Origin of the sequence: Bacillus sp. JKS001846, assembly GCF_900176455.1 — a bacterium.
In the GTDB taxonomy this organism is placed as follows: Bacteria; Bacillota; Bacilli; order Bacillales; family Bacillaceae_G; genus Bacillus_A; species Bacillus_A cereus.
Genome location: NZ_FWYG01000001.1, coordinates 3621867 through 3639147, shown reverse-complemented (window position 1 = coordinate 3639147; position 17281 = coordinate 3621867). Strand labels below are relative to the sequence as shown.

Below are 17281 nucleotides of genomic sequence, written 5' to 3'. Positions count from 1 at the left end.
GAATCTTTATTTTGGTAATATACTATAGTTCGGGGAAAGGTGGAGTTAACAAATGTGGAACATAAAAGAAGAAGATTTAGATGAATTTAAAATAACATGTAGAAATCGTTTAAGTCCAGAACGCTCCATGGTGTTTATACTTGGCGCAACTGTTTATAGTTCATTATTCATGCTTTTTATTTTTGGAGCATTAGTTAAATTTGGCTGGGGTTATTATCCAAATCTCTTTGACAAAATAATTGTTTGTATTGAATTGGTTTTATATACCTTGCAAGTAATCTTTTTAATTCTATATCTATTTCCAAAAGTTCGTTTTAAATGTCAAAAGTTGCAAGCGCTTGTGATATTATTATGTACATTTCAGCTGGGAACTATAGGATTCACAGTGTTTATACTTCCAGCAATTTCAAATTATTCGATTAATCAAATTACATTATTGTATGTGGGTTTATTGTTTCTAGGAGCAGTTTTTGTTCATCTGGTGACCACAATTGATACCTTTAAACAAGCAGAGAGTGGAGCATTTAGTATGGATGAAAGGGCAGCTTCATTTTTTAGTAAAACAAAAAACAACTTACTGATTGGCGTTACGGTATATGCACTAATCCTTCTTATTTTAGTTTATTTTCATAATGATTATGAAACAGAGATATTAGTAGGGTATATAGCAGGAACTCTTGTAATGTACGCGGTAGCCATAGGTGCAGCAGAGTTCCAATTATTAGTCTATTGTAGATTTAAGTTTCCGTCATTTTATATTTCGTGGGAGGAGCACGAAAAGGAACGTCAGAAAAGACTAAAGCTTTATGAAGAGCAGGAAAAAAAGCAAGCCAAAGAAATAAAATAAGTTTTGGTTTCTGAAAATTCGAATAGAATATATAAACAATTAAGGCTTGTATAAAAATCGATGCTATTAAAAATTAAAGTATCTTCAATATAATCTGTATGAGTTAATAAATACCGGTAAGTAAAGGTGAACTATATTACTATCAAAATGGGAATGTAATGAACCTAAAAATGCCTAGAGAAATCAGCGGGGTGTCAGTATGAAGTTAAAGAAGAAAGCTAGGATGATGATAGTTCTGTTAATAGTATCAAGTTTATTAAGTGGATGTGGTTTTGGGGAGACGAAGATAGAGTATGAGCCATTTGTCAAAGCTTTGGATGAAGGTGACATGAGAAAGGTTATGTCTGCGAGTGATGATGGGTATGCGTATGTGAAACAAAGAGGTATATATAGTACATATGAACAAAAGGAAGATGGAGAGCATAGAAAAACAATCTATCAAACTTCGGAAGGGATATATAATACGAAAGATAAAAGTTTATATGGAAGTACAACACAAGCGGTTACTTCAGCAGTAGACAGCAAAGATAATAAAAAAGAAGGTGTTTATCGTACCAATATTATGTATAAAAATGGACAGGTGAAAAGTCCGGATTCAAATCTGGATGTTTCATACGTAAACTTAATTGTTGATCGTTTAAAAGGAATAGGGAAACTAAAGATGAAGCCCGGAGATGATATAAAAAAGTTTGATCAACCTAGTACAGTTGGATACAAATTAACTGAATTAGAGTTTCAGAGTATCATTAATGATAAGTTGAAAATACAATATGATGAATATGATGGTGGATCGATTGTACTGCATATAGATTCTAAATATGGTTCAGAGCAGATATTGGAAGTAAGTATTGTAGTGGATTATAAGAAGAGGAATGATGAGGGCAAGTTAGTAGAACACATATCGCAAATACATACATCTTTTGATAGTCACCAAGGTAATAATCAGGATGCGAAACAGGAATATATTGATTTTAAAGCACAGTATAATAAGAAGCAGTAATATTAAGGAGAGCATTTGCACGTAATGATAATAGCGACATAAGTGGAATAAATGTTTCATAAATATAGTGGGAAGAATTTGAGGATAAACGCCCCAATTGTTGGAGTAGATGCAACAATTGGGGCGTTTATCTATCTAAATTTAGCTTGAATACATAACATGTTTTAGTTAGAGTCATTGCTCCGCAAGTAGCTTCTTTATCTTCATAATAACAGTATGAAATTGTATATAATCTGCTTTTATTGTTAAGTTATAACTATTTCTGCTTATAAAGTACCCCTTATTATCGATACATCGTCCACATCCCAATGTCTTTAAACCCTAGACGTTTATAAATTCGTCCAGCAGCTGGATTGTTATAAAATAAACAAAGTGTTCGGCTTTCTTTCGTAAAGTCTTGAATCATTTTTTGTAGTATGAGTGAAGCGTAGCCATTTCCACGATAATTCGGGTGTGTACATACACCAACTACCATAGCGGATAATGAATTTTCAGCGGAAGTAGAGGCGGATGCGATGATCACGCCGTCTTTTTCAATATAGTATGTGCGTCCTGTATTCGTTTCGATAGCCTGCCTTAATATTTTCTCTGATTCATTGGTAGTCGGAAATTCAGCAATGTCACTTCGTAATTTCATAATTCGTTCTATATCATCGAGTGACGCAAGTTTAATCGTTTCATGAATAGGCGTGTCAGGTAAGTTGTTGTCATTTAGACATTCACAAAAATACATTTCATTTTTGACGCCTAATTGTAGACTTGGAGCAGTTTCAAACTTTTCTACAATGGTTGACTTACCAGAGAGTTTAAGTGGCTTATATGCGGAAAGAAGTGCCTCATAATCAGTGGTAACAAAGTCTTCTTTACTATAGGGTATAAATGAATCGTGGAATCGGAGTAAAATTGATTTTAATGTTCCATTCTCTTTAAATACTCCCCATAGTTCTTGAAAATCTGTGTCATAACCGAAAGCTTCAATATCTCCAATAATAAACAAGTTAAGGGCTGCTTCTTCTTTTAGGTAAGTGAATACTTGTTCATGATCTTTCTTTGTTAATTTTCGCATCATAACGAATCGACCTCTTTTTTATTTTTCTAAATATTACAACTTAAGTTTTTTGAAATCAATATTAAATTTTATGTTTAGTTCACAAACTTTCGGAAAAACTAGGAAAGATATGACAAAGGAGGTTATGAACGGTGGATCATCCAATTCAAGGGTTAATGAAAGCAGCAATGGAAAATTTAAAAGAAATGGTTGATGTAAATACGATTGTTGGAGAGCCTGTTCAAACGGCTGACGGTGGTGTGGTGTTAACGGTTTCTAAGGTAGCGTTCGGTTTTGGAGCAGGAGGTTCTGATTTCCAAACGAATGATGGACAAAGAGCAAACGGTAACGCTGCATTTGGTGGCGGTAGCGCGGGTGGTGTTTCTATTACACCAGTAGCATTTCTTGTGGTGAATAAAGATGGAGTAAATATTCTTCATTTACAAAATGCGACACATTTAGCAGAAAAAATGATTGAATTAGCTCCACAAACAATTGATAAAATTCAATCGATGTTCCAAAAAGAAGAAAAGAAAGAGGGAAATCATCATCCTCAAAACCCTGATGAAATCCTTTAAAAACGCCTGCTTATGAGCAGGCGTTTTTTCTTGTAATCACTATGTAATAAAACACATGAAATTGTAAATAGTTTTTGAAGTTTTTTCTATGTTTCTAAAATTTTTCATGTTAAAATATGCTATAGAATTGAAACATATAAAACGAAGGTGGCTAGGTGCTTTGTCTGGAGGATCTGACCAAGTAAAGAATATGATATATATTAATGGTAATCGTCGAGGTCATTGTTTTATTACATCAGGAATTACGTTTAAAGAGTTTGCGAGTAACATCCCTTCACCGCTTCATCAAGTGTTGCTTTTGAAGCACAACTTTGAATGGACGGATTTTCATTATCATACTTTATTTGAATATGTTGAGGAAGAAAATATACATAAGTTAATTCAAGCAGAGATTGATGAATTTGATGAATTTTGTTGGGTAGATTTTGATGATGCAAGCGATTTAGATGAATTAGAGCCGAAAGAAATTGCAGAATTATTATATTTGGCTCACAAAAAAGAACCACTTGCAAGAACATTCTTTCCGCTGTTGAAAAATCGATTTGTTTATTTTTCACATGATGACGGATGGTACAACAAAGTGTATTATCGTAGAATTGCTGATTTTGTAGGAATGTTAAGTAAAGTCATTCCGTATAAACTCGGTGCTTTCGGTAAGAAACGTTTTTCTTTCTTCCAAAAATCAAAAATTTTCCCAGCAATTTCAAAAGAATTGATCATGGGACTGATTCCACTAATGGAAGATGGTCTTTACATAGATCTAGCAGGGAAGATTGAGTCAAGAAGAGGTCTTGAAATTCCGGTATATGTAGTTGGTTCGTATGAAAGTACGGATGAGGTGTTAGATAATATCGATGAATTGAAAGAGGAAGCAACAGAAACAGGTTGGCTCATTTTTGATAAGAAAGAACAAGAGTGGCAATGGGTTGTTGACTAAGAAAACTTGGCGTATGAAGTCAAGTTTTCTTGTCATTTGAAAGGAGTACAAATGAAGAAATATTATACAATTGTGGGTATTATAAGTATTATTCTCGTGGCAATATTACTTATAACTTGTCCGAAAGAATCAGATTTTAAAGTGTATGTAGAGGATAAGTATGCGTTGAATTGTAATGAGAGTAGTTTTGAATGCACGCAAAATGTAGATGGTAAAAAAGAAAAACTACAATTTGAAAGTACAGATGCACGAAATGGTGTATTCTTTATGACTGTAAAGCAAACATTTAAAACAGAAGCTGGTGTTTCAAAAGAATATAGCGGAGTAGGAATGTTTGGTACATTTCTTTTTGTTTCAGAGAAGACTTTCTAGTAATAGAAGGTCTTTTTTTTATGCTTATGTTCATATAGATGAAGTAAGACAAGCATAGGAGGGGTAGCGATGAAGAACACATGTATCGTTTGCGGTGGTGAGGAGTTTTTTTCCTCAACGTTATATGCACGTACGAAACAAGATTGGGCATATGCACCAAACATGTATCGATTTGAAAAAGTATTTATTGAGCATCGAGATGAAGAAAATTATCCAGTGTTTCAAGAAATTACAGCGAAACATTGTTGTGGATGCGGTCATATTATGTTGTATCATGAATGAACACACCAAGTATAACTTGGTGTGTTTTTTTAAAACGCTGACAAAGCAAGCGGATAAAGTAAAGTAAATAAAACAGAAAAACTACCAAAACCAATTGCTGTATATCCAAGTGTTCTTGCTCCGAAATTGACAGCTAATAGGCCAACTAAAATTGCTAGGGAGCCGAGCGTAACTGGATAAAAAGCAATGGAGAATAACGAAAGAAATAAAGCGACATAGCCTACCATTGTGCCGGTATTTGTACCTTCTATCTCATTTGCAATTTCTTTACGCTTATGTCTAATTGGAATGCCAGCTGGTGATATTTCAGCAGCATACTCTTCGTTTTTTTCACCACTTTTAAAATGATGATTTCTCTTTCTTCGCATGTACATCCCTCTCTTTCAATTGGGTGTATCTATAGTATCTTTCAAAATGAGAAGAGCATGAGTATGAGTTAAACCCAAGTAAAGCAAAAATTGGAGAATACGCATTCCATCGTTAACATATCCATCTCCTATTGAAGATAAAGTGTGGGATTTTTTCCACTAGGACTGATTATCAGCCAGCAACAATTGGATTTTTATGAGCAGTTCTCTCCCATTAACTGATCCGCATCCATTGAATTTTGAGGTAGGTGTCTTACTGCAAGCGGGATAAAACAGGAATTTTGGAAAATGATGTAGAATGAAATGAATGATAATACGTGAAGGTAGGGGAATGTATGACGAAATTTAATTGGCACGAGTCAGCGGAGAAGAAATGGGATAGTAGCGCAGAGTTTTGGAATCAAAATAGTCAAGAGATGTGGGACAGTGGTAGCAGAAGTACAATTATTCCGTTTTTTGAACAATACGTGAAGAAAGAAGCACAAGTGCTCGATGTTGGTTGTGGTGATGGCTACGGTACATATAAATTAAGTCGCGCAGGCTATAAAGCAGTAGGAGTAGATTTATCGGAAGTGATGATTCAAAAAGGTAAGGAACGCGGAGAAGGACCGAATTTATCTTTTATAAAAGGAGATCTTTCTGCATTACCATTTGAAAATGAGCAATTTGAATCAATTATGGCAATTAATTCTTTAGAATGGACGGAAGAGCCATTACGAGCGTTAAATGAAATAAAGCGTGTGTTAAAGAAAGATGGATATGCATGTATTGCAATTTTAGGACCGACAGCAAAGCCACGAGAGAACAGTTATCCTCGCTTGTACGGAAAAGACGTTGTTTGTAATACGATGATGCCTTGGGAATTTGAACAGTTAGCGAAAGAACAAGGTTTTAAAGTTGTAGATGGCATCGGCGTATATAAGCGCGGAGTAAATGAGAAGATGTTAGGTCAACTACCTACAGAGTTACAACAATCGTTAACATTCTTATGGGTATTTATGTTAAAAAACGTATAAAGAAATGAGAGAATTTTTAGGAGGTAAATAAGTGCAGAAAATACAAAAAACTGATACAATATCATCAGAACCAATTAAAGGGGGACTAGGGTATATGACAACTACTACAACAGTGAAATCCGATATTGAAATCGCACAAGAAGCGAGTATGAAGAAGATTCAAGAAATTGCAGCTGATTTAAATATTTTAGAAGATGAATTAGAGCCATACGGGCATTATAAAGGTAAGTTATCTCTTGATATTTTTAAGCGCTTACAAGATGAGAAAGACGGTAAAGTTGTTTTAGTAACAGCAATTAACCCAACTCCAGCTGGAGAAGGTAAATCAACAGTAACAGTTGGTTTAGGTCAAGCTTTTAACAAAATTGGTAAGAAAACAGTAATTGCACTTCGTGAACCATCTCTTGGACCGACGATGGGATTAAAAGGTGGAGCAGCAGGTGGCGGTTTTTCACAAGTCGTACCAATGGAAGACATTAACCTTCACTTTACTGGAGATATCCATGCGATCACAACTGCTAATAACGCATTAGCAGCGTTTATTGATAATCATATCCAACAAGGAAACACACTTGGAATTGATACACGTAAAATCGTTTGGAAACGCTGTGTTGACTTAAATGATCGTGCCCTTCGTAACGTAGTAATTGGTCTTGGTGGACCAGTTCAAGGTGTACCACGTGAAGACGGTTTTGATATTACAGTAGCATCTGAAATTATGGCGGTATTCTGCCTTGCAACAGATATTCAAGATTTAAAAGCGCGTCTATCTCGCATCGTAGTTGCTTATAACTTTGCAAATCAACCTGTAACGGTTAAAGATTTGGGTGTAGAAGGTGCGTTAACATTATTATTAAAAGATGCATTAAAACCAAATTTAGTACAAACGTTAGAAAATACACCAGCTATCATTCACGGCGGACCATTTGCGAATATCGCTCACGGTTGTAACAGTGTTATCGCTACAACAATGGCAGCAAAATTAGGTGATTATGTTATTACAGAAGCTGGATTCGGTGCTGATTTAGGTGCAGAGAAGTTTTTAGATATTAAAGCTCGTGCAGCTGGCATTAAACCAGAAGCAGTTGTTATTGTTGCGACTATTCGTGCGCTTAAAATGCATGGTGGCGTAGCAAAAGATCAATTAAAAGAAGAAAATGTAGACGCATTAGCAAAAGGTATGGAAAACTTACAGAAGCATGTTGAAACAATTCAAAGCTTCGGTGTACCTTTCGTAATTGCAATTAATAAATTCATTACAGATACAGATGCAGAAGTTACATACTTACAAGAGTGGTGTAATGAGCGTGGCTATGCAGTATCCTTAACGGAAGTTTGGGAGAAGGGTGGCCAAGGCGGAGTTGACCTTGCTGAAAAAGTGTTAAAAGAAATCGAAAAAGGTGAGAACAACTACGCACCACTTTATGAATTAGAATTACCGTTAGAAGAAAAAATCCGTACAATTGCTCAAAAAGTGTACGGTGCAAAAGATATTGAGTTTGCTCCGAAAGCACGTAAGCAATTAGCTCAATATGAAGGAGAAGGATGGAGTAACCTACCAATTTGTATGGCGAAAACACAATATTCTCTTTCTGACGATGCAACGAAATTAGGTCGTCCATCTGACTTTATCGTTACAATTCGTGAGCTAAAACCATCTATCGGTGCAGGGTTTATCGTTGCGTTAACAGGAACAATGTTAACAATGCCAGGCCTTCCAAAACAGCCAGCAGCACTTCAAATGGATGTAAATGAAGATGGAAAAGCAGTAGGTTTATTCTAAAAGGTTGTAATTCATCTCGTTTATCTGTAAACTATATATACATCAAGTGGCGCCTTTCCATCGAAAGGCGCCTGTTTTTTGGAGGAAATTATGTTTGATCCAACTGCTTTTGACAATTTAAAAGTAATCGTAGAAGGTGCTGTGTATGATTTTGATCTACATGGAGATATTCTTGTAACAGATCGAAAAGATATGATGGATCTTGCTTCATTAAGTCGTATATATCATATCTCATTTCAATTAACAGAACCGTTTGAACCATTAGTAGAAGCAACATTTTCATTATCTGTGGATGCAAAGAACTTGTCTGGTGAAATACTAGAAGTGCCTCAGTTTACACCAGGTTGTGAAATGAAGCTAGCATTTTCATTCCCGTTAGAACAACCAGAAATAAAATGCGAAGAAATTGAAACATTAATGCGTTCTATATGGGGAAAAGAAAGAATGATTATGCAGAAAGTTTCATACGAATATAATAAGCAAGCGATTTCATATCATAATAAGGTAGAGGTTCTATTTCAAAAAGCGATTACAGAAGACCATGTTGATGATTTAATAGCTGTTATTTCACACATGATAGAAACGGTGCGAACAATACAGCATTTTCTTCAAAAATAGAGATAAAGGAGAAAAACAAATGATAAAAGATATGCAACCATTTTTACAACAAGCTTGGGAGAAGGCTGGTTTTAAAGAGTTAACTGAAATTCAAAAACAAGCGATTCCAACTATTTTAGAAGGACAAGACGTTATAGCTGAATCTCCAACTGGAACAGGAAAAACATTAGCGTACTTATTACCACTTTTACATAAAATTAATCCTGAAGTAAAACAGCCACAAGTTGTTGTTTTAGCGCCAACACGTGAACTTGTAATGCAAATTCATGAAGAGGTTCAAAAGTTTACAGCAGGAACTGAAATTTCAGGTGCATCTTTAATTGGTGGTGCAGATATTAAGCGCCAAGTTGAAAAATTAAAGAAACACCCAAGAGTAATTGTCGGTTCACCAGGCCGTATTTTAGAATTAATTCGTATGAAAAAGCTAAAAATGCATGAAGTAAAAACAATTGTATTTGATGAGTTTGATCAAATTGTAAAGCAAAAAATGATGGGCGCAGTGCAAGATGTAATTAAATCAACGATGCGCGATCGTCAATTAGTATTCTTCTCGGCGACAATGACAAAAGCGGCAGAAGATGCGGCACGTGATTTAGCAGTGGAACCACAATTAGTACGTGTAACACGTGCAGAATCAAAAAGCTTAGTTGAGCATACGTATATCATTTGTGAGCGACGCGAAAAAAATGATTACGTAAGAAGAATTATGCATATGGGCGATGTAAAAGCAGTTGCTTTCTTAAACGATCCATTCCGTTTAGATGAAATTACTGAGAAATTGAAATTCCGTAAAATGAAAGCGGCGGCTCTTCATGCAGAAGCAAGTAAACAAGAGCGTGAAGCGACAATGCGTGCTTTCCGCGGAGGGAAATTAGAAATTCTACTTGCTACTGATATTGCAGCGCGCGGTATCGACATTGACGATTTAACACATGTAATTCACTTAGAATTACCAGACACAGTAGACCAATACATTCACCGCTCAGGACGTACTGGACGTATGGGTAAAGAAGGAACTGTCGTATCTCTTGTAACTCCACAAGAAGAGCGCAAATTACTGCAATTTGCGAAAAAACTAGGCATCGTATTTACGAAGCAAGAAATGTTCAAAGGATCATTCGTAGAAACGAAACCGAAAGCACCAAAGAAAAAGAAACCAGCATTTACTGGGAAGAAAAAGCCTAGATAAATGATGGAGAAGGCGTAACTATTTGTAGTTACGTCTTTTTTGTTTGTAAACAAGTGATAATGGGAATTGTATTAGTGTTTTTAATGTGCCTATCATATATATGCTTCTACTGGGAGTATCGAAAAAAGGGTAGTTTATTTATTTGGTTTATACGAGGAAATAATATAAAAAAGTCGAATATTAAAATGATGCGAAATAATAAAAAGAAGGTACACATATGGATAGGAAATTAGGAATGTTTTTGAATACAAAATATATTGAAGTAAACGAAGGAATACAAAAAGCAAGGGAATGGGATTTAGAATATATTCAATTATATGCTATGAATCCGACTTTCAACTTAGCTAACATCTCAAAGATACAATGGAATACATTAAAAGAAAACTTGTCTTTTAATGAGATTCAAGTCCCGTCATTAGCAATTAGCTTCGGAGAAAATGGAATAATAGGAACTGAAGCTGAATGTGTAATAGAGAGTTTTAAATATATTACTGATAAAGGGTTAAGGTTAGGAGCTAACATAGTAACAGCCCATATTGGGAAAATCCCTGATGATGAAAATAGTGAGTACTATGATAAAATGCTACGTGTTTGTAATGAAATAGGGGACTTAGCGTTCAGATTTGGAGGATTCTTCGCCATTGAGACGGGATCTGAAAAAGCAATAGTATTAAAACGATTTTTAGAAACTGCAAACTCGAAAGGACTAGCTGTTAACTTTGACCCAGCAAATTTAATAAGTGATGTAAATGAAAATCCGGGAGAAGGTTTATTACTATTAAAAGATTATATAGTACAAACTCATATTAAAGATTGTAAAGAAGTGAAAAGTGATCGTTCAACTAAGTATATAGAAGTCGCAGCAGGAAATGGTGAAGTGGATTTCGATATATTTTTCAAAGTATTAGATGAAATTGGATTCGATGGATATAACATGATTGAAAGAAATGATTATTTTGACGAACTGGATGGGATGAGTCAGTCGATAAATTTTGCAAAGAAGTACATACCAACTCAAAAGGAATAACGATAGCATCTATAGAAAGTTACATAGAATATAAAAACAATAGGAGGAATACAAATGATTCATAAGGTCGGACAAATTATGTTATATGTAAATAATCAGGATGAGGCAGTAAATTTTTGGACGGAAAAGGTAGGGTTTCATGTAGTTGCAGAGGAAGATAATAAGCAAGGAATGAGATGGATTGAAATCGCTCCGAAAAGCGGTGCAGAAACGAGCATTATATTACATAATAAAGAAGTTATTTCTAAAATGAGCCCAGAATTGAATCTTGGTACACCGTCCCTAATGTTCTTCTCAGAAAATCTTAATCAATTATATACAGATTTAACAAATAAAAATGTTACTGTTGGAGAAATGGTAACCATGCCTTCTGGTAAAGTGTTTAACTTTGCTGATAGCGAAGGGAATTATTTTGCGGTTATGGAGAAGAACCAATAATAATATTGCTATGTGAAAATCCCCCTCAAATATATTTGAGGGGGATTAAATTTTTGAAGTGGATTTTTCATTAGAGAGTTGTTTAATAAAAAATACTCCTTTTTCAATAGCTGTCTCAATATAGCCAACGATTTGGTCAAACGTAAATACCTGTAAGTCTTCATGCAAATGTTGCTTTGGATACAACATATCTTCAAAAAGATACTTTCGAAAAGCTAAAACGTTTTCTCTAGAAACCTCTTCAATATCCACAATGTGAGCCTCTTGATTGAGAAGAGAGAAAAGCTGTTGTTCTTGATCGTAATGATGAAGCAACTTTGCATTTAACAATTTAAAATCGTTATAGTACAGGGGTGCGATAGTTTCGTCATTCTCTATTCTATTTTTTAGCCAAGGTAGAAAAAATCCACTTAGCCAATTATCATCGGCAATGAGGTGGGTATAATAGCCTAAAATAAATGGGGAATCTATATGTGATTCATATTTATGAAAAAATGAATCATAATCTATTCTTCTCGTATAGTTCTTCGTTGTACCGGCATAAAAATGTGAGGTTCCTTTTTCTTTTTTTGAATGAACAGCATCAGGGGCTACAGCTCCAAGTAAGAAAGAAGTCTTATCGTGAATTGATAGTTTCTCAGCAATACCGTTAGCGATAATAACATGCATAATTCTTGATCCCATGAATGCCACCTCTGTTTCCAGTATTCATTTCAGGAAGAGGACTAAACAGTTAGTATTACTTTCCCTGTACTTTTTCTACTTTCGACCCATTCATGTGCTTTCCCTGCAACTTGAAGTGGAAAAGATTTCGTAGCCTTAATTTGTAAACGTCCGTCACGCAAATAACGGAAAACTTCATTTGCAGTTTCTTGGAGCAGTTCAGGACGCTTTTTTCGTGTGGTTCCAAAGCTAAAACCGAGTATAGAGCGGCAACTTGCATGTAAATCTTTCGTTTGAAAGTTACCAATTTCACCGCTAGCATTACCGAAATGAACGAGGCGACCGTAATAAGCAAGGCAGTTTAAACTTCTTTCAGAAACAGTTCCAGAAATAGAGTCCAAAATGATATTCACTCCTTCTCCGTTTGTCAGCTCATTGACTTTCTCTACAAAATCTTCAGCTTGATGACAAATAACATAATCAGCTCCAGCATCTAAAGCAATTTCTTTTTTTTCTTCACTTCCGACAGTGCCTATAACTGTTCTAGCCCCTAATAGTTTTGCAAGTTGAATAGCAGTAGTGCCAATTCCGCCAGCAGCTGCATGAATGAGTACAGATTCACCTTTTTGAATTCTTGCAACATTTGCGAGTAAATTATAGCTTGTAAAAGATACGATCGGACAAGCGGCTGCAGTTTGAAAATCGACTTCATGGGGTAAAACGAAAGTAAGATTTTCATTTGCAACAACGTATTCTGCGTAAGATCCATTTTGAGGAAAAGCAATGACACGTTGTCCAGGGTGAATATTTTTCACATGAGAACCGACACGTTCTACAATACCAGTGGCATCTATACCTGGAATAAAAGGTAGTGCTTTATTTCCTTTTTGGCCATAACGTGATTTAATATCAGCGAAATTTACACTAGTAGCAACAATGCGAATTAAAACTTGATCTTCTGAAATAGCCGGTATATCCAAATCTGTATATTTCATCACTTCAGGACCACCGAACGACGTTACAACGATAGCTTTCATCATATATCCTCCTAAATTTGACTATATAAATTATTTTAAATCTTTATCAGAAATTGGAAAATTATATAATAGTTATGTGTGGTTATAAGTGAAGCTTATGAACTCAATGAATCATAATATTAATTTATATAAAAAAACTTTTAAAAAATCGAACGAAATATGAATTACTTGCCAATATATAGTGTAGGACAAAGGAGGGATGGTATGTGAAGGATGGAACAGTGTATACAAATTTAATCCAATTAACTTTATCAGGAAATAAAGAAGCATATAGCAAGTTGTATGATAAAACGATTCAAGAAATATATAAAACAGCACATTTTTTAATAGAGGATAAAACGGATGTAGGTGATGTCGTTCAAGAAATATACATACAACTATATGAATCGCTTCGTAAGTATGATAGCGAGAAGCCATTTCGTCCTAGGCTAATTGGACTTGCGATTAAACAAATTCACTCTTATAGAAGAAAGAGGTGGATGCGACTACGAATTATAAAAAAAGCAGAAGAGCAAAGAAAACCAGTACAAATTGATTTTTCTAACGATGTTGTAAGTAAAATATCAAACCAAAAACTAATTGAACTCATTCATAAATTACCGTATAAATTGAAACAAGTTATTATCTTAAGATACTTACATGATTATTCACAAGAAGAAGTAGCACAAATATTACATATTCCAATTGGTACAGTGAAATCTAGAATTCATGCGGCATTAAAGAAACTACGTCAAAAAGAGCAAGTAGAAGAAATCTTTTTAGGAGAGGTAGGGAATGTGAAATGAGTTTAGATTGTAGAGTTAGGGAATCTATACAAGAAGAAGCAAAGGGTATTGTTGCCCCGCCGGATTTAAAAGAAAAAGTAATTGTACAAATAAAAATGAAGCACGGGCGGAGTAAGAGGAAGAAACGCCTTATCGCAGGAGTACTTGCAGCAGCTCTTTTAATCCCGACGACAGGTTTTGCGTACCAATCTATTATGGCGGATGGTATATATGGATCTTTTGAGAATTTAAAAAACATGCCGGAGCAATGACATTAGAAACGTATATGCGTTTTAATGCAAAATTATCAGAAGCGAAAGATGAAATGGATTCGAAGGAATATGAAGAGTTTACAAAAGAACTGAAAAAATTAACTAATGCAAAGTTTGCGTACGGAGATTCGAACGGTAATATTGATTATGATCAATTATTACCGGCTAAAAAAGAGGAATTGAAAAAGGTGGTAATGGAGCTTCATCCGTATTTTGATAAATTAAATGGCCATAAGTCTAGTAAAGAGGTATTAACTCCTAAAGAGTATGAACAATATATGGAAGCATTAATGTCATATCAAACCGTTTTAGTAAAAACGAAATCGAGTGGGGGGATAACAATAGAAGAAGTACCTGAAGCGTACAAAGAAAGATTTATTAAAGCAGAGCAGTTTATGGAATATGTAAATGAAAAGGTGCAATAATTAGAAAAGCTCATAGCCTTAGCTTTGAGCTTTTTTATTGAAACAAAAAAGAGTGTTCAATTATACTTTTTCATATTTGCATTATCTTTTTGTATAAAACAATCTAAAAGGGAATAACCAGCTATTAAACTAATTATCGTAACAAAAGTTGTATTTATTAGAATAATATTAACTAAATAAGGTAGGTATTCTGCAAGTGGTGAAAAGAGTAGTGCTGGGGAAAAGGAAATGAATAGTGTAGGCACTGTAATAGCAATAAATTTATCCGGTTGAACGCTCCAGTTTTGTTTACTTGTTTCGCGATTAATAGATTGAAGGAATCGTAATAAAATGCCAACTATAAGAGGGAAGAGTGTAAAGTAGAATAATCTTGGATAAACGTTAAAGTTCACTTGCGTGTCTGTATCTAAATAAAATTGAATTTTTACTCCTACAAATAATAATAAGACGATAAATAATGTAAAGCAGAGGTATAGCATCACTTTTTGCATTATATTCCACCATCCTTTACTCAAAATATATTCAAAAAAAGAAGAGATATACAATAACTACTGTTGTATATCTCTTCTTTTACTGTTAGTTAATAGTGGAGTTTGCTTTTTCTTGCTTCGTGAAATAATCAATAATGCCCATTGCACTAATTTCTATATCTAGATGTAAAATATTATAAACGGAATGATCTGATGGAACGTTTAACTTTGTAAGATGAGAAGATATTTTATCCATTAACAAAGTTTGTAAAGCTTTAGTCGCTTCATCGAAATCATTATACTTTTCAAAGACTTCCTTACCAGTCTGAACGAAAATAGGTAGCCAATGTTCCAGTTGATTGTATACTTCTGTAACATGAGAGGATGCGCCGTAATGACCGAAATAAATAGTATCTACATCCATACTTTGAATATGATTTTTAGAAGCAATCATCGCATCTGGTTGAAATTGTGAAGGGGACGTTGATGGTAGATACAGTTCTACACCAACGTTTGCGAGTTCTCTATAATAAATTCCAATTGTATCACCAGTGAAAATCCCGTTTGTTAATGAATCGTGAATGCTAATATGGTGCTTAGCATGCCCCGGTGTATCATAAAATGTAAGGATACGTTCTTCGGCAATTTTTAACGTATCACCATGTTGTATAATACGAACACGTTCTTCTTCTATAGGAAGAATTGGATCAAATAGTTTATCAAAATCTTCTTTGTATACAGCTTTTGCACCTAAAATGAGTTTTGTTGGATCAATCATATGACGAGCACCACGAGAATGCACATATAACGTAGCATTTGGGCACTTCTCCATCATTAAACCAGCTGCGCCAGCGTGATCTAAATGCACATGTGTAACGATAATGTTTTTAACATCGTTTAAATCAATATGTAATTGTTGTAAGCCGTCTAAAATATACGGAAGAGAAGGGGCTGCACAAGTTTCAATTAAAGTAATATCGTCACCTAATAAAACGTACGTACCTGTTCGTTCATTATGCTGTAAATCGAAATCATCAATAAGATATAGGTGAGAAGATAATTGCTCTACTTTTTTCATATTTACCACTCCTTATATACTGCATGTTTCTATTATACGATAAAATAGAAAAAAGGCAGAAAACGAAGCTCGTCTTCTGCCTTTTTGTAATATTATTATTTCGTTTGTTGTTTATTAATAGACATAATGAACAGTCCAACAATCCCGCCTACTAATGGAAGCATAATCTCTCCTGCTAAATTAAAGTAGGAGCTTAAGAATAAACCATTTACATCGATTACCCAGCCAGTAACATACAATAACATCATATATAGTACGAAATAAAACTCGCGATTTGAAATCGTTTCATGTTGTGCAGTTTTCATAATGGACACCATCCTTTTCTTTTATAATGGAATATAAACTGTCACATTTTGTTCACATTTCAATTGTAAAACTTTCCATCATAAAAGTCTAGTAGTATGTGTCGAATTTTGAACGGAAATAAAGCGTTATCATTATATCTTATAAGTACGTAATAAGAGATGTATATTCACGAATGTAGTATAGTATAAACATAGAATGATAGTGAAGAGAGGGGCAAAGACAATGACAGTTTATGATTTTTCAGCTAAAACAATTACCGGTGAAGAAAAATCGTTAAAAGATTACGAAGGAAAAGCACTTCTTATTGTAAATGTAGCTAGTAAATGTGGTTTCACACCGCAATATAAAGGATTACAAGAGGTGTATGATAAATATAAAGACCAAGGACTTGAAATACTCGGATTCCCTTGTAACCAATTCGGAGGACAAGAACCAGGTACAGAAGCGGATATTACTAGTTTTTGTGAATTAAACTACGGTGTAAACTTCCCAATGTTTGCAAAGGTTGATGTGAAAGGTGATAAGGCTCATCCTTTATATACATACATGACAGAACAAGCACCAGGTTTACTCGGTATGAAAGCAGTGAAATGGAATTTTACGAAGTTTTTAATCGGAAAAGACGGGAAAGTAGTAGGGCGTTTTGCGCCGCAGACGAAGCCGGTAGATTTAGAGGTTGAGATTGAGAAGGTACTTGGAGAATAATTAGGAGTTTCACTTTATTAAAAAACGTCTCAAAGAACAATGTAGTTCTTTGAGACGT

At 34.6% G+C, this 17281-nt stretch carries 21 protein-coding genes and 1 pseudogene; 15 read left to right on the top strand and 7 right to left on the bottom strand.

The window, feature by feature from the left end; all coding sequences use genetic code 11:
- Positions 1–52: 52 nt before the first annotated feature.
- Positions 53–847 carry a hypothetical protein gene (locus B9A45_RS31775; RefSeq protein ID WP_053512317.1) on the top strand — a complete coding sequence of 265 codons (795 nt, stop codon included), beginning with the start codon at positions 53–55 and terminating at the stop codon, positions 845–847.
- 199 nt (positions 848–1046) lie between these two features.
- On the top strand, positions 1047–1847 hold the full coding sequence (locus B9A45_RS19375) for a DUF3952 domain-containing protein (protein ID WP_084064577.1): 801 nt from the start codon (positions 1047–1049) through the stop codon (positions 1845–1847).
- A gap of 283 nt (positions 1848–2130) precedes the next feature.
- On the opposite strand, the gene B9A45_RS19370 is transcribed toward B9A45_RS19375, so the two are convergent.
- Entirely contained in the window at positions 2131–2916 is a 786-nt protein-coding gene (locus B9A45_RS19370; RefSeq protein ID WP_000984781.1) for a GNAT family N-acetyltransferase, read from the bottom strand.
- Between the two features lie 131 nt (positions 2917–3047).
- Here B9A45_RS19370 and ytfJ point away from each other — a divergent pair, with 131 nt between their 5' ends.
- The 4 genes from ytfJ (at position 3048) to B9A45_RS19350 (ending at position 5064) form a co-directional block, all read left to right on the top strand.
- A complete protein-coding gene (gene ytfJ, locus B9A45_RS19365) occupies positions 3048–3473 on the top strand; it encodes a GerW family sporulation protein (protein ID WP_000349986.1) in 426 nt (141 codons plus the stop codon).
- Between the two features lie 160 nt (positions 3474–3633).
- The gene (locus tag B9A45_RS19360) at positions 3634–4410 is read left to right on the top strand and encodes an oxalate:formate antiporter (RefSeq protein WP_000014087.1); all 777 of its coding nucleotides are present in this window, start codon (positions 3634–3636) and stop codon (positions 4408–4410) included.
- A gap of 51 nt (positions 4411–4461) precedes the next feature.
- Positions 4462–4782, top strand: coding sequence for a hypothetical protein (locus B9A45_RS19355; protein ID WP_000761171.1), 321 nt, complete (start codon positions 4462–4464; stop codon positions 4780–4782).
- A 69-nt stretch (positions 4783–4851) separates the two neighbouring features.
- Positions 4852–5064 (top strand): hypothetical protein, encoded by a 213-nt coding sequence (locus tag B9A45_RS19350; protein ID WP_000798747.1) that lies wholly within the window; start codon positions 4852–4854, stop codon positions 5062–5064.
- A 29-nt stretch (positions 5065–5093) separates the two neighbouring features.
- On the opposite strand, the gene B9A45_RS19345 is transcribed toward B9A45_RS19350, so the two are convergent.
- Entirely contained in the window at positions 5094–5432 is a 339-nt protein-coding gene (locus B9A45_RS19345) for a hypothetical protein (protein WP_001253202.1), read from the bottom strand.
- Between the two features lie 335 nt (positions 5433–5767).
- Here B9A45_RS19345 and B9A45_RS19340 point away from each other — a divergent pair, with 335 nt between their 5' ends.
- The 6 genes from B9A45_RS19340 to B9A45_RS19315 all read left to right on the top strand — a co-directional run bounded on the left by B9A45_RS19340 (position 5768) and on the right by B9A45_RS19315 (position 11503).
- A complete protein-coding gene (locus B9A45_RS19340; protein ID WP_000160044.1) occupies positions 5768–6448 on the top strand; it encodes a class I SAM-dependent methyltransferase in 681 nt (226 codons plus the stop codon).
- 94 nt (positions 6449–6542) lie between these two features.
- Positions 6543–8231 (top strand): formate--tetrahydrofolate ligase, encoded by a 1689-nt coding sequence (locus B9A45_RS19335; RefSeq protein WP_084065607.1) that lies wholly within the window; start codon positions 6543–6545, stop codon positions 8229–8231.
- A 90-nt stretch (positions 8232–8321) separates the two neighbouring features.
- A complete protein-coding gene (locus B9A45_RS19330; RefSeq protein WP_065704288.1) occupies positions 8322–8849 on the top strand; it encodes a hypothetical protein in 528 nt (175 codons plus the stop codon).
- Between the two features lie 19 nt (positions 8850–8868).
- On the top strand, positions 8869–10038 hold the full coding sequence (locus tag B9A45_RS19325) for a DEAD/DEAH box helicase (protein WP_000588613.1): 1170 nt from the start codon (positions 8869–8871) through the stop codon (positions 10036–10038).
- A gap of 217 nt (positions 10039–10255) precedes the next feature.
- Complete coding sequence (locus B9A45_RS19320; RefSeq protein WP_084064572.1) at positions 10256–11065, top strand: sugar phosphate isomerase/epimerase family protein; 810 nt, start codon at positions 10256–10258, stop codon at positions 11063–11065.
- A 54-nt stretch (positions 11066–11119) separates the two neighbouring features.
- Entirely contained in the window at positions 11120–11503 is a 384-nt protein-coding gene (locus B9A45_RS19315; RefSeq protein WP_084064568.1) for a VOC family protein, read from the top strand.
- A gap of 45 nt (positions 11504–11548) precedes the next feature.
- Here B9A45_RS19315 and B9A45_RS19310 read toward each other — a convergent pair whose 3' ends face one another.
- Both B9A45_RS19310 and B9A45_RS19305 read right to left on the bottom strand, forming a co-directional pair.
- Positions 11549–12187, bottom strand: a complete 639-nt coding sequence (locus B9A45_RS19310; RefSeq protein ID WP_084064565.1) for a zinc dependent phospholipase C family protein — start codon at positions 12185–12187, stop codon at positions 11549–11551.
- 41 nt (positions 12188–12228) lie between these two features.
- The gene (locus tag B9A45_RS19305) at positions 12229–13203 is read right to left on the bottom strand and encodes a quinone oxidoreductase family protein (RefSeq protein WP_084064560.1); all 975 of its coding nucleotides are present in this window, start codon (positions 13201–13203) and stop codon (positions 12229–12231) included.
- A 206-nt stretch (positions 13204–13409) separates the two neighbouring features.
- On the opposite strand from B9A45_RS19305, the gene B9A45_RS19300 reads away from it, so the two are divergent.
- The gene (locus tag B9A45_RS19300; protein ID WP_084064555.1) at positions 13410–13988 is read left to right on the top strand and encodes a sigma-70 family RNA polymerase sigma factor; all 579 of its coding nucleotides are present in this window, start codon (positions 13410–13412) and stop codon (positions 13986–13988) included.
- A pseudogene (locus B9A45_RS19295) lies at positions 13985–14664 on the top strand (DUF3600 domain-containing protein). Before B9A45_RS19300 ends, B9A45_RS19295 begins: the two are co-directional and overlap by 4 nt.
- Before the next feature lie 56 nt (positions 14665–14720).
- Here B9A45_RS19295 and B9A45_RS19290 read toward each other — a convergent pair.
- The 3 genes from B9A45_RS19290 to B9A45_RS19280 all read right to left on the bottom strand — a co-directional run bounded on the left by B9A45_RS19290 (position 14721) and on the right by B9A45_RS19280 (position 16517).
- The gene (locus B9A45_RS19290) at positions 14721–15155 is read right to left on the bottom strand and encodes a hypothetical protein (RefSeq protein ID WP_016109869.1); all 435 of its coding nucleotides are present in this window, start codon (positions 15153–15155) and stop codon (positions 14721–14723) included.
- Positions 15156–15240: 85 nt separating this feature from the next.
- Positions 15241–16212, bottom strand: coding sequence for an MBL fold metallo-hydrolase (locus B9A45_RS19285; RefSeq protein ID WP_016109870.1), 972 nt, complete (start codon positions 16210–16212; stop codon positions 15241–15243).
- Between the two features lie 95 nt (positions 16213–16307).
- Complete coding sequence (locus B9A45_RS19280) at positions 16308–16517, bottom strand: DUF3925 domain-containing protein (RefSeq protein WP_000844984.1); 210 nt, start codon at positions 16515–16517, stop codon at positions 16308–16310.
- A gap of 223 nt (positions 16518–16740) precedes the next feature.
- Here B9A45_RS19280 and bsaA point away from each other — a divergent pair, with 223 nt between their 5' ends.
- On the top strand, positions 16741–17223 hold the full coding sequence (bsaA, locus tag B9A45_RS19275) for a glutathione peroxidase (protein ID WP_000219434.1): 483 nt from the start codon (positions 16741–16743) through the stop codon (positions 17221–17223).
- Positions 17224–17281: the final 58 nt, after the last annotated feature.

Coding starts and splice junctions, on each gene's coding strand:
- B9A45_RS19280 (WP_000844984.1), bottom strand. CDS start 16,517: ATGAAAACTGCACAACATGAAACGATTTCAAATCGCGAGTTTTATTTC.
- B9A45_RS19305 (WP_084064560.1), bottom strand. CDS start 13,203: ATGAAAGCTATCGTTGTAACGTCGTTCGGTGGTCCTGAAGTGATGAAA.
- B9A45_RS19345 (WP_001253202.1), bottom strand. CDS start 5,432: ATGCGAAGAAAGAGAAATCATCATTTTAAAAGTGGTGAAAAAAACGAA.
- B9A45_RS19375 (WP_084064577.1), top strand. CDS start 1,047: ATGAAGTTAAAGAAGAAAGCTAGGATGATGATAGTTCTGTTAATAGTA.
- B9A45_RS19340 (WP_000160044.1), top strand. CDS start 5,768: ATGACGAAATTTAATTGGCACGAGTCAGCGGAGAAGAAATGGGATAGT.
- B9A45_RS19370 (WP_000984781.1), bottom strand. CDS start 2,916: ATGATGCGAAAATTAACAAAGAAAGATCATGAACAAGTATTCACTTAC.
- B9A45_RS19290 (WP_016109869.1), bottom strand. CDS start 15,155: ATGCAAAAAGTGATGCTATACCTCTGCTTTACATTATTTATCGTCTTA.
- B9A45_RS19285 (WP_016109870.1), bottom strand. CDS start 16,212: ATGAAAAAAGTAGAGCAATTATCTTCTCACCTATATCTTATTGATGAT.
- B9A45_RS19325 (WP_000588613.1), top strand. CDS start 8,869: ATGATAAAAGATATGCAACCATTTTTACAACAAGCTTGGGAGAAGGCT.
- B9A45_RS19310 (WP_084064565.1), bottom strand. CDS start 12,187: ATGGGATCAAGAATTATGCATGTTATTATCGCTAACGGTATTGCTGAG.
- B9A45_RS19355 (WP_000761171.1), top strand. CDS start 4,462: ATGAAGAAATATTATACAATTGTGGGTATTATAAGTATTATTCTCGTG.
- bsaA (WP_000219434.1), top strand. CDS start 16,741: ATGACAGTTTATGATTTTTCAGCTAAAACAATTACCGGTGAAGAAAAA.
- B9A45_RS19335 (WP_084065607.1), top strand. CDS start 6,543: ATGACAACTACTACAACAGTGAAATCCGATATTGAAATCGCACAAGAA.
- B9A45_RS19350 (WP_000798747.1), top strand. CDS start 4,852: ATGAAGAACACATGTATCGTTTGCGGTGGTGAGGAGTTTTTTTCCTCA.
- B9A45_RS19315 (WP_084064568.1), top strand. CDS start 11,120: ATGATTCATAAGGTCGGACAAATTATGTTATATGTAAATAATCAGGAT.
- B9A45_RS19330 (WP_065704288.1), top strand. CDS start 8,322: ATGTTTGATCCAACTGCTTTTGACAATTTAAAAGTAATCGTAGAAGGT.
- B9A45_RS19320 (WP_084064572.1), top strand. CDS start 10,256: ATGGATAGGAAATTAGGAATGTTTTTGAATACAAAATATATTGAAGTA.
- B9A45_RS31775 (WP_053512317.1), top strand. CDS start 53: ATGTGGAACATAAAAGAAGAAGATTTAGATGAATTTAAAATAACATGT.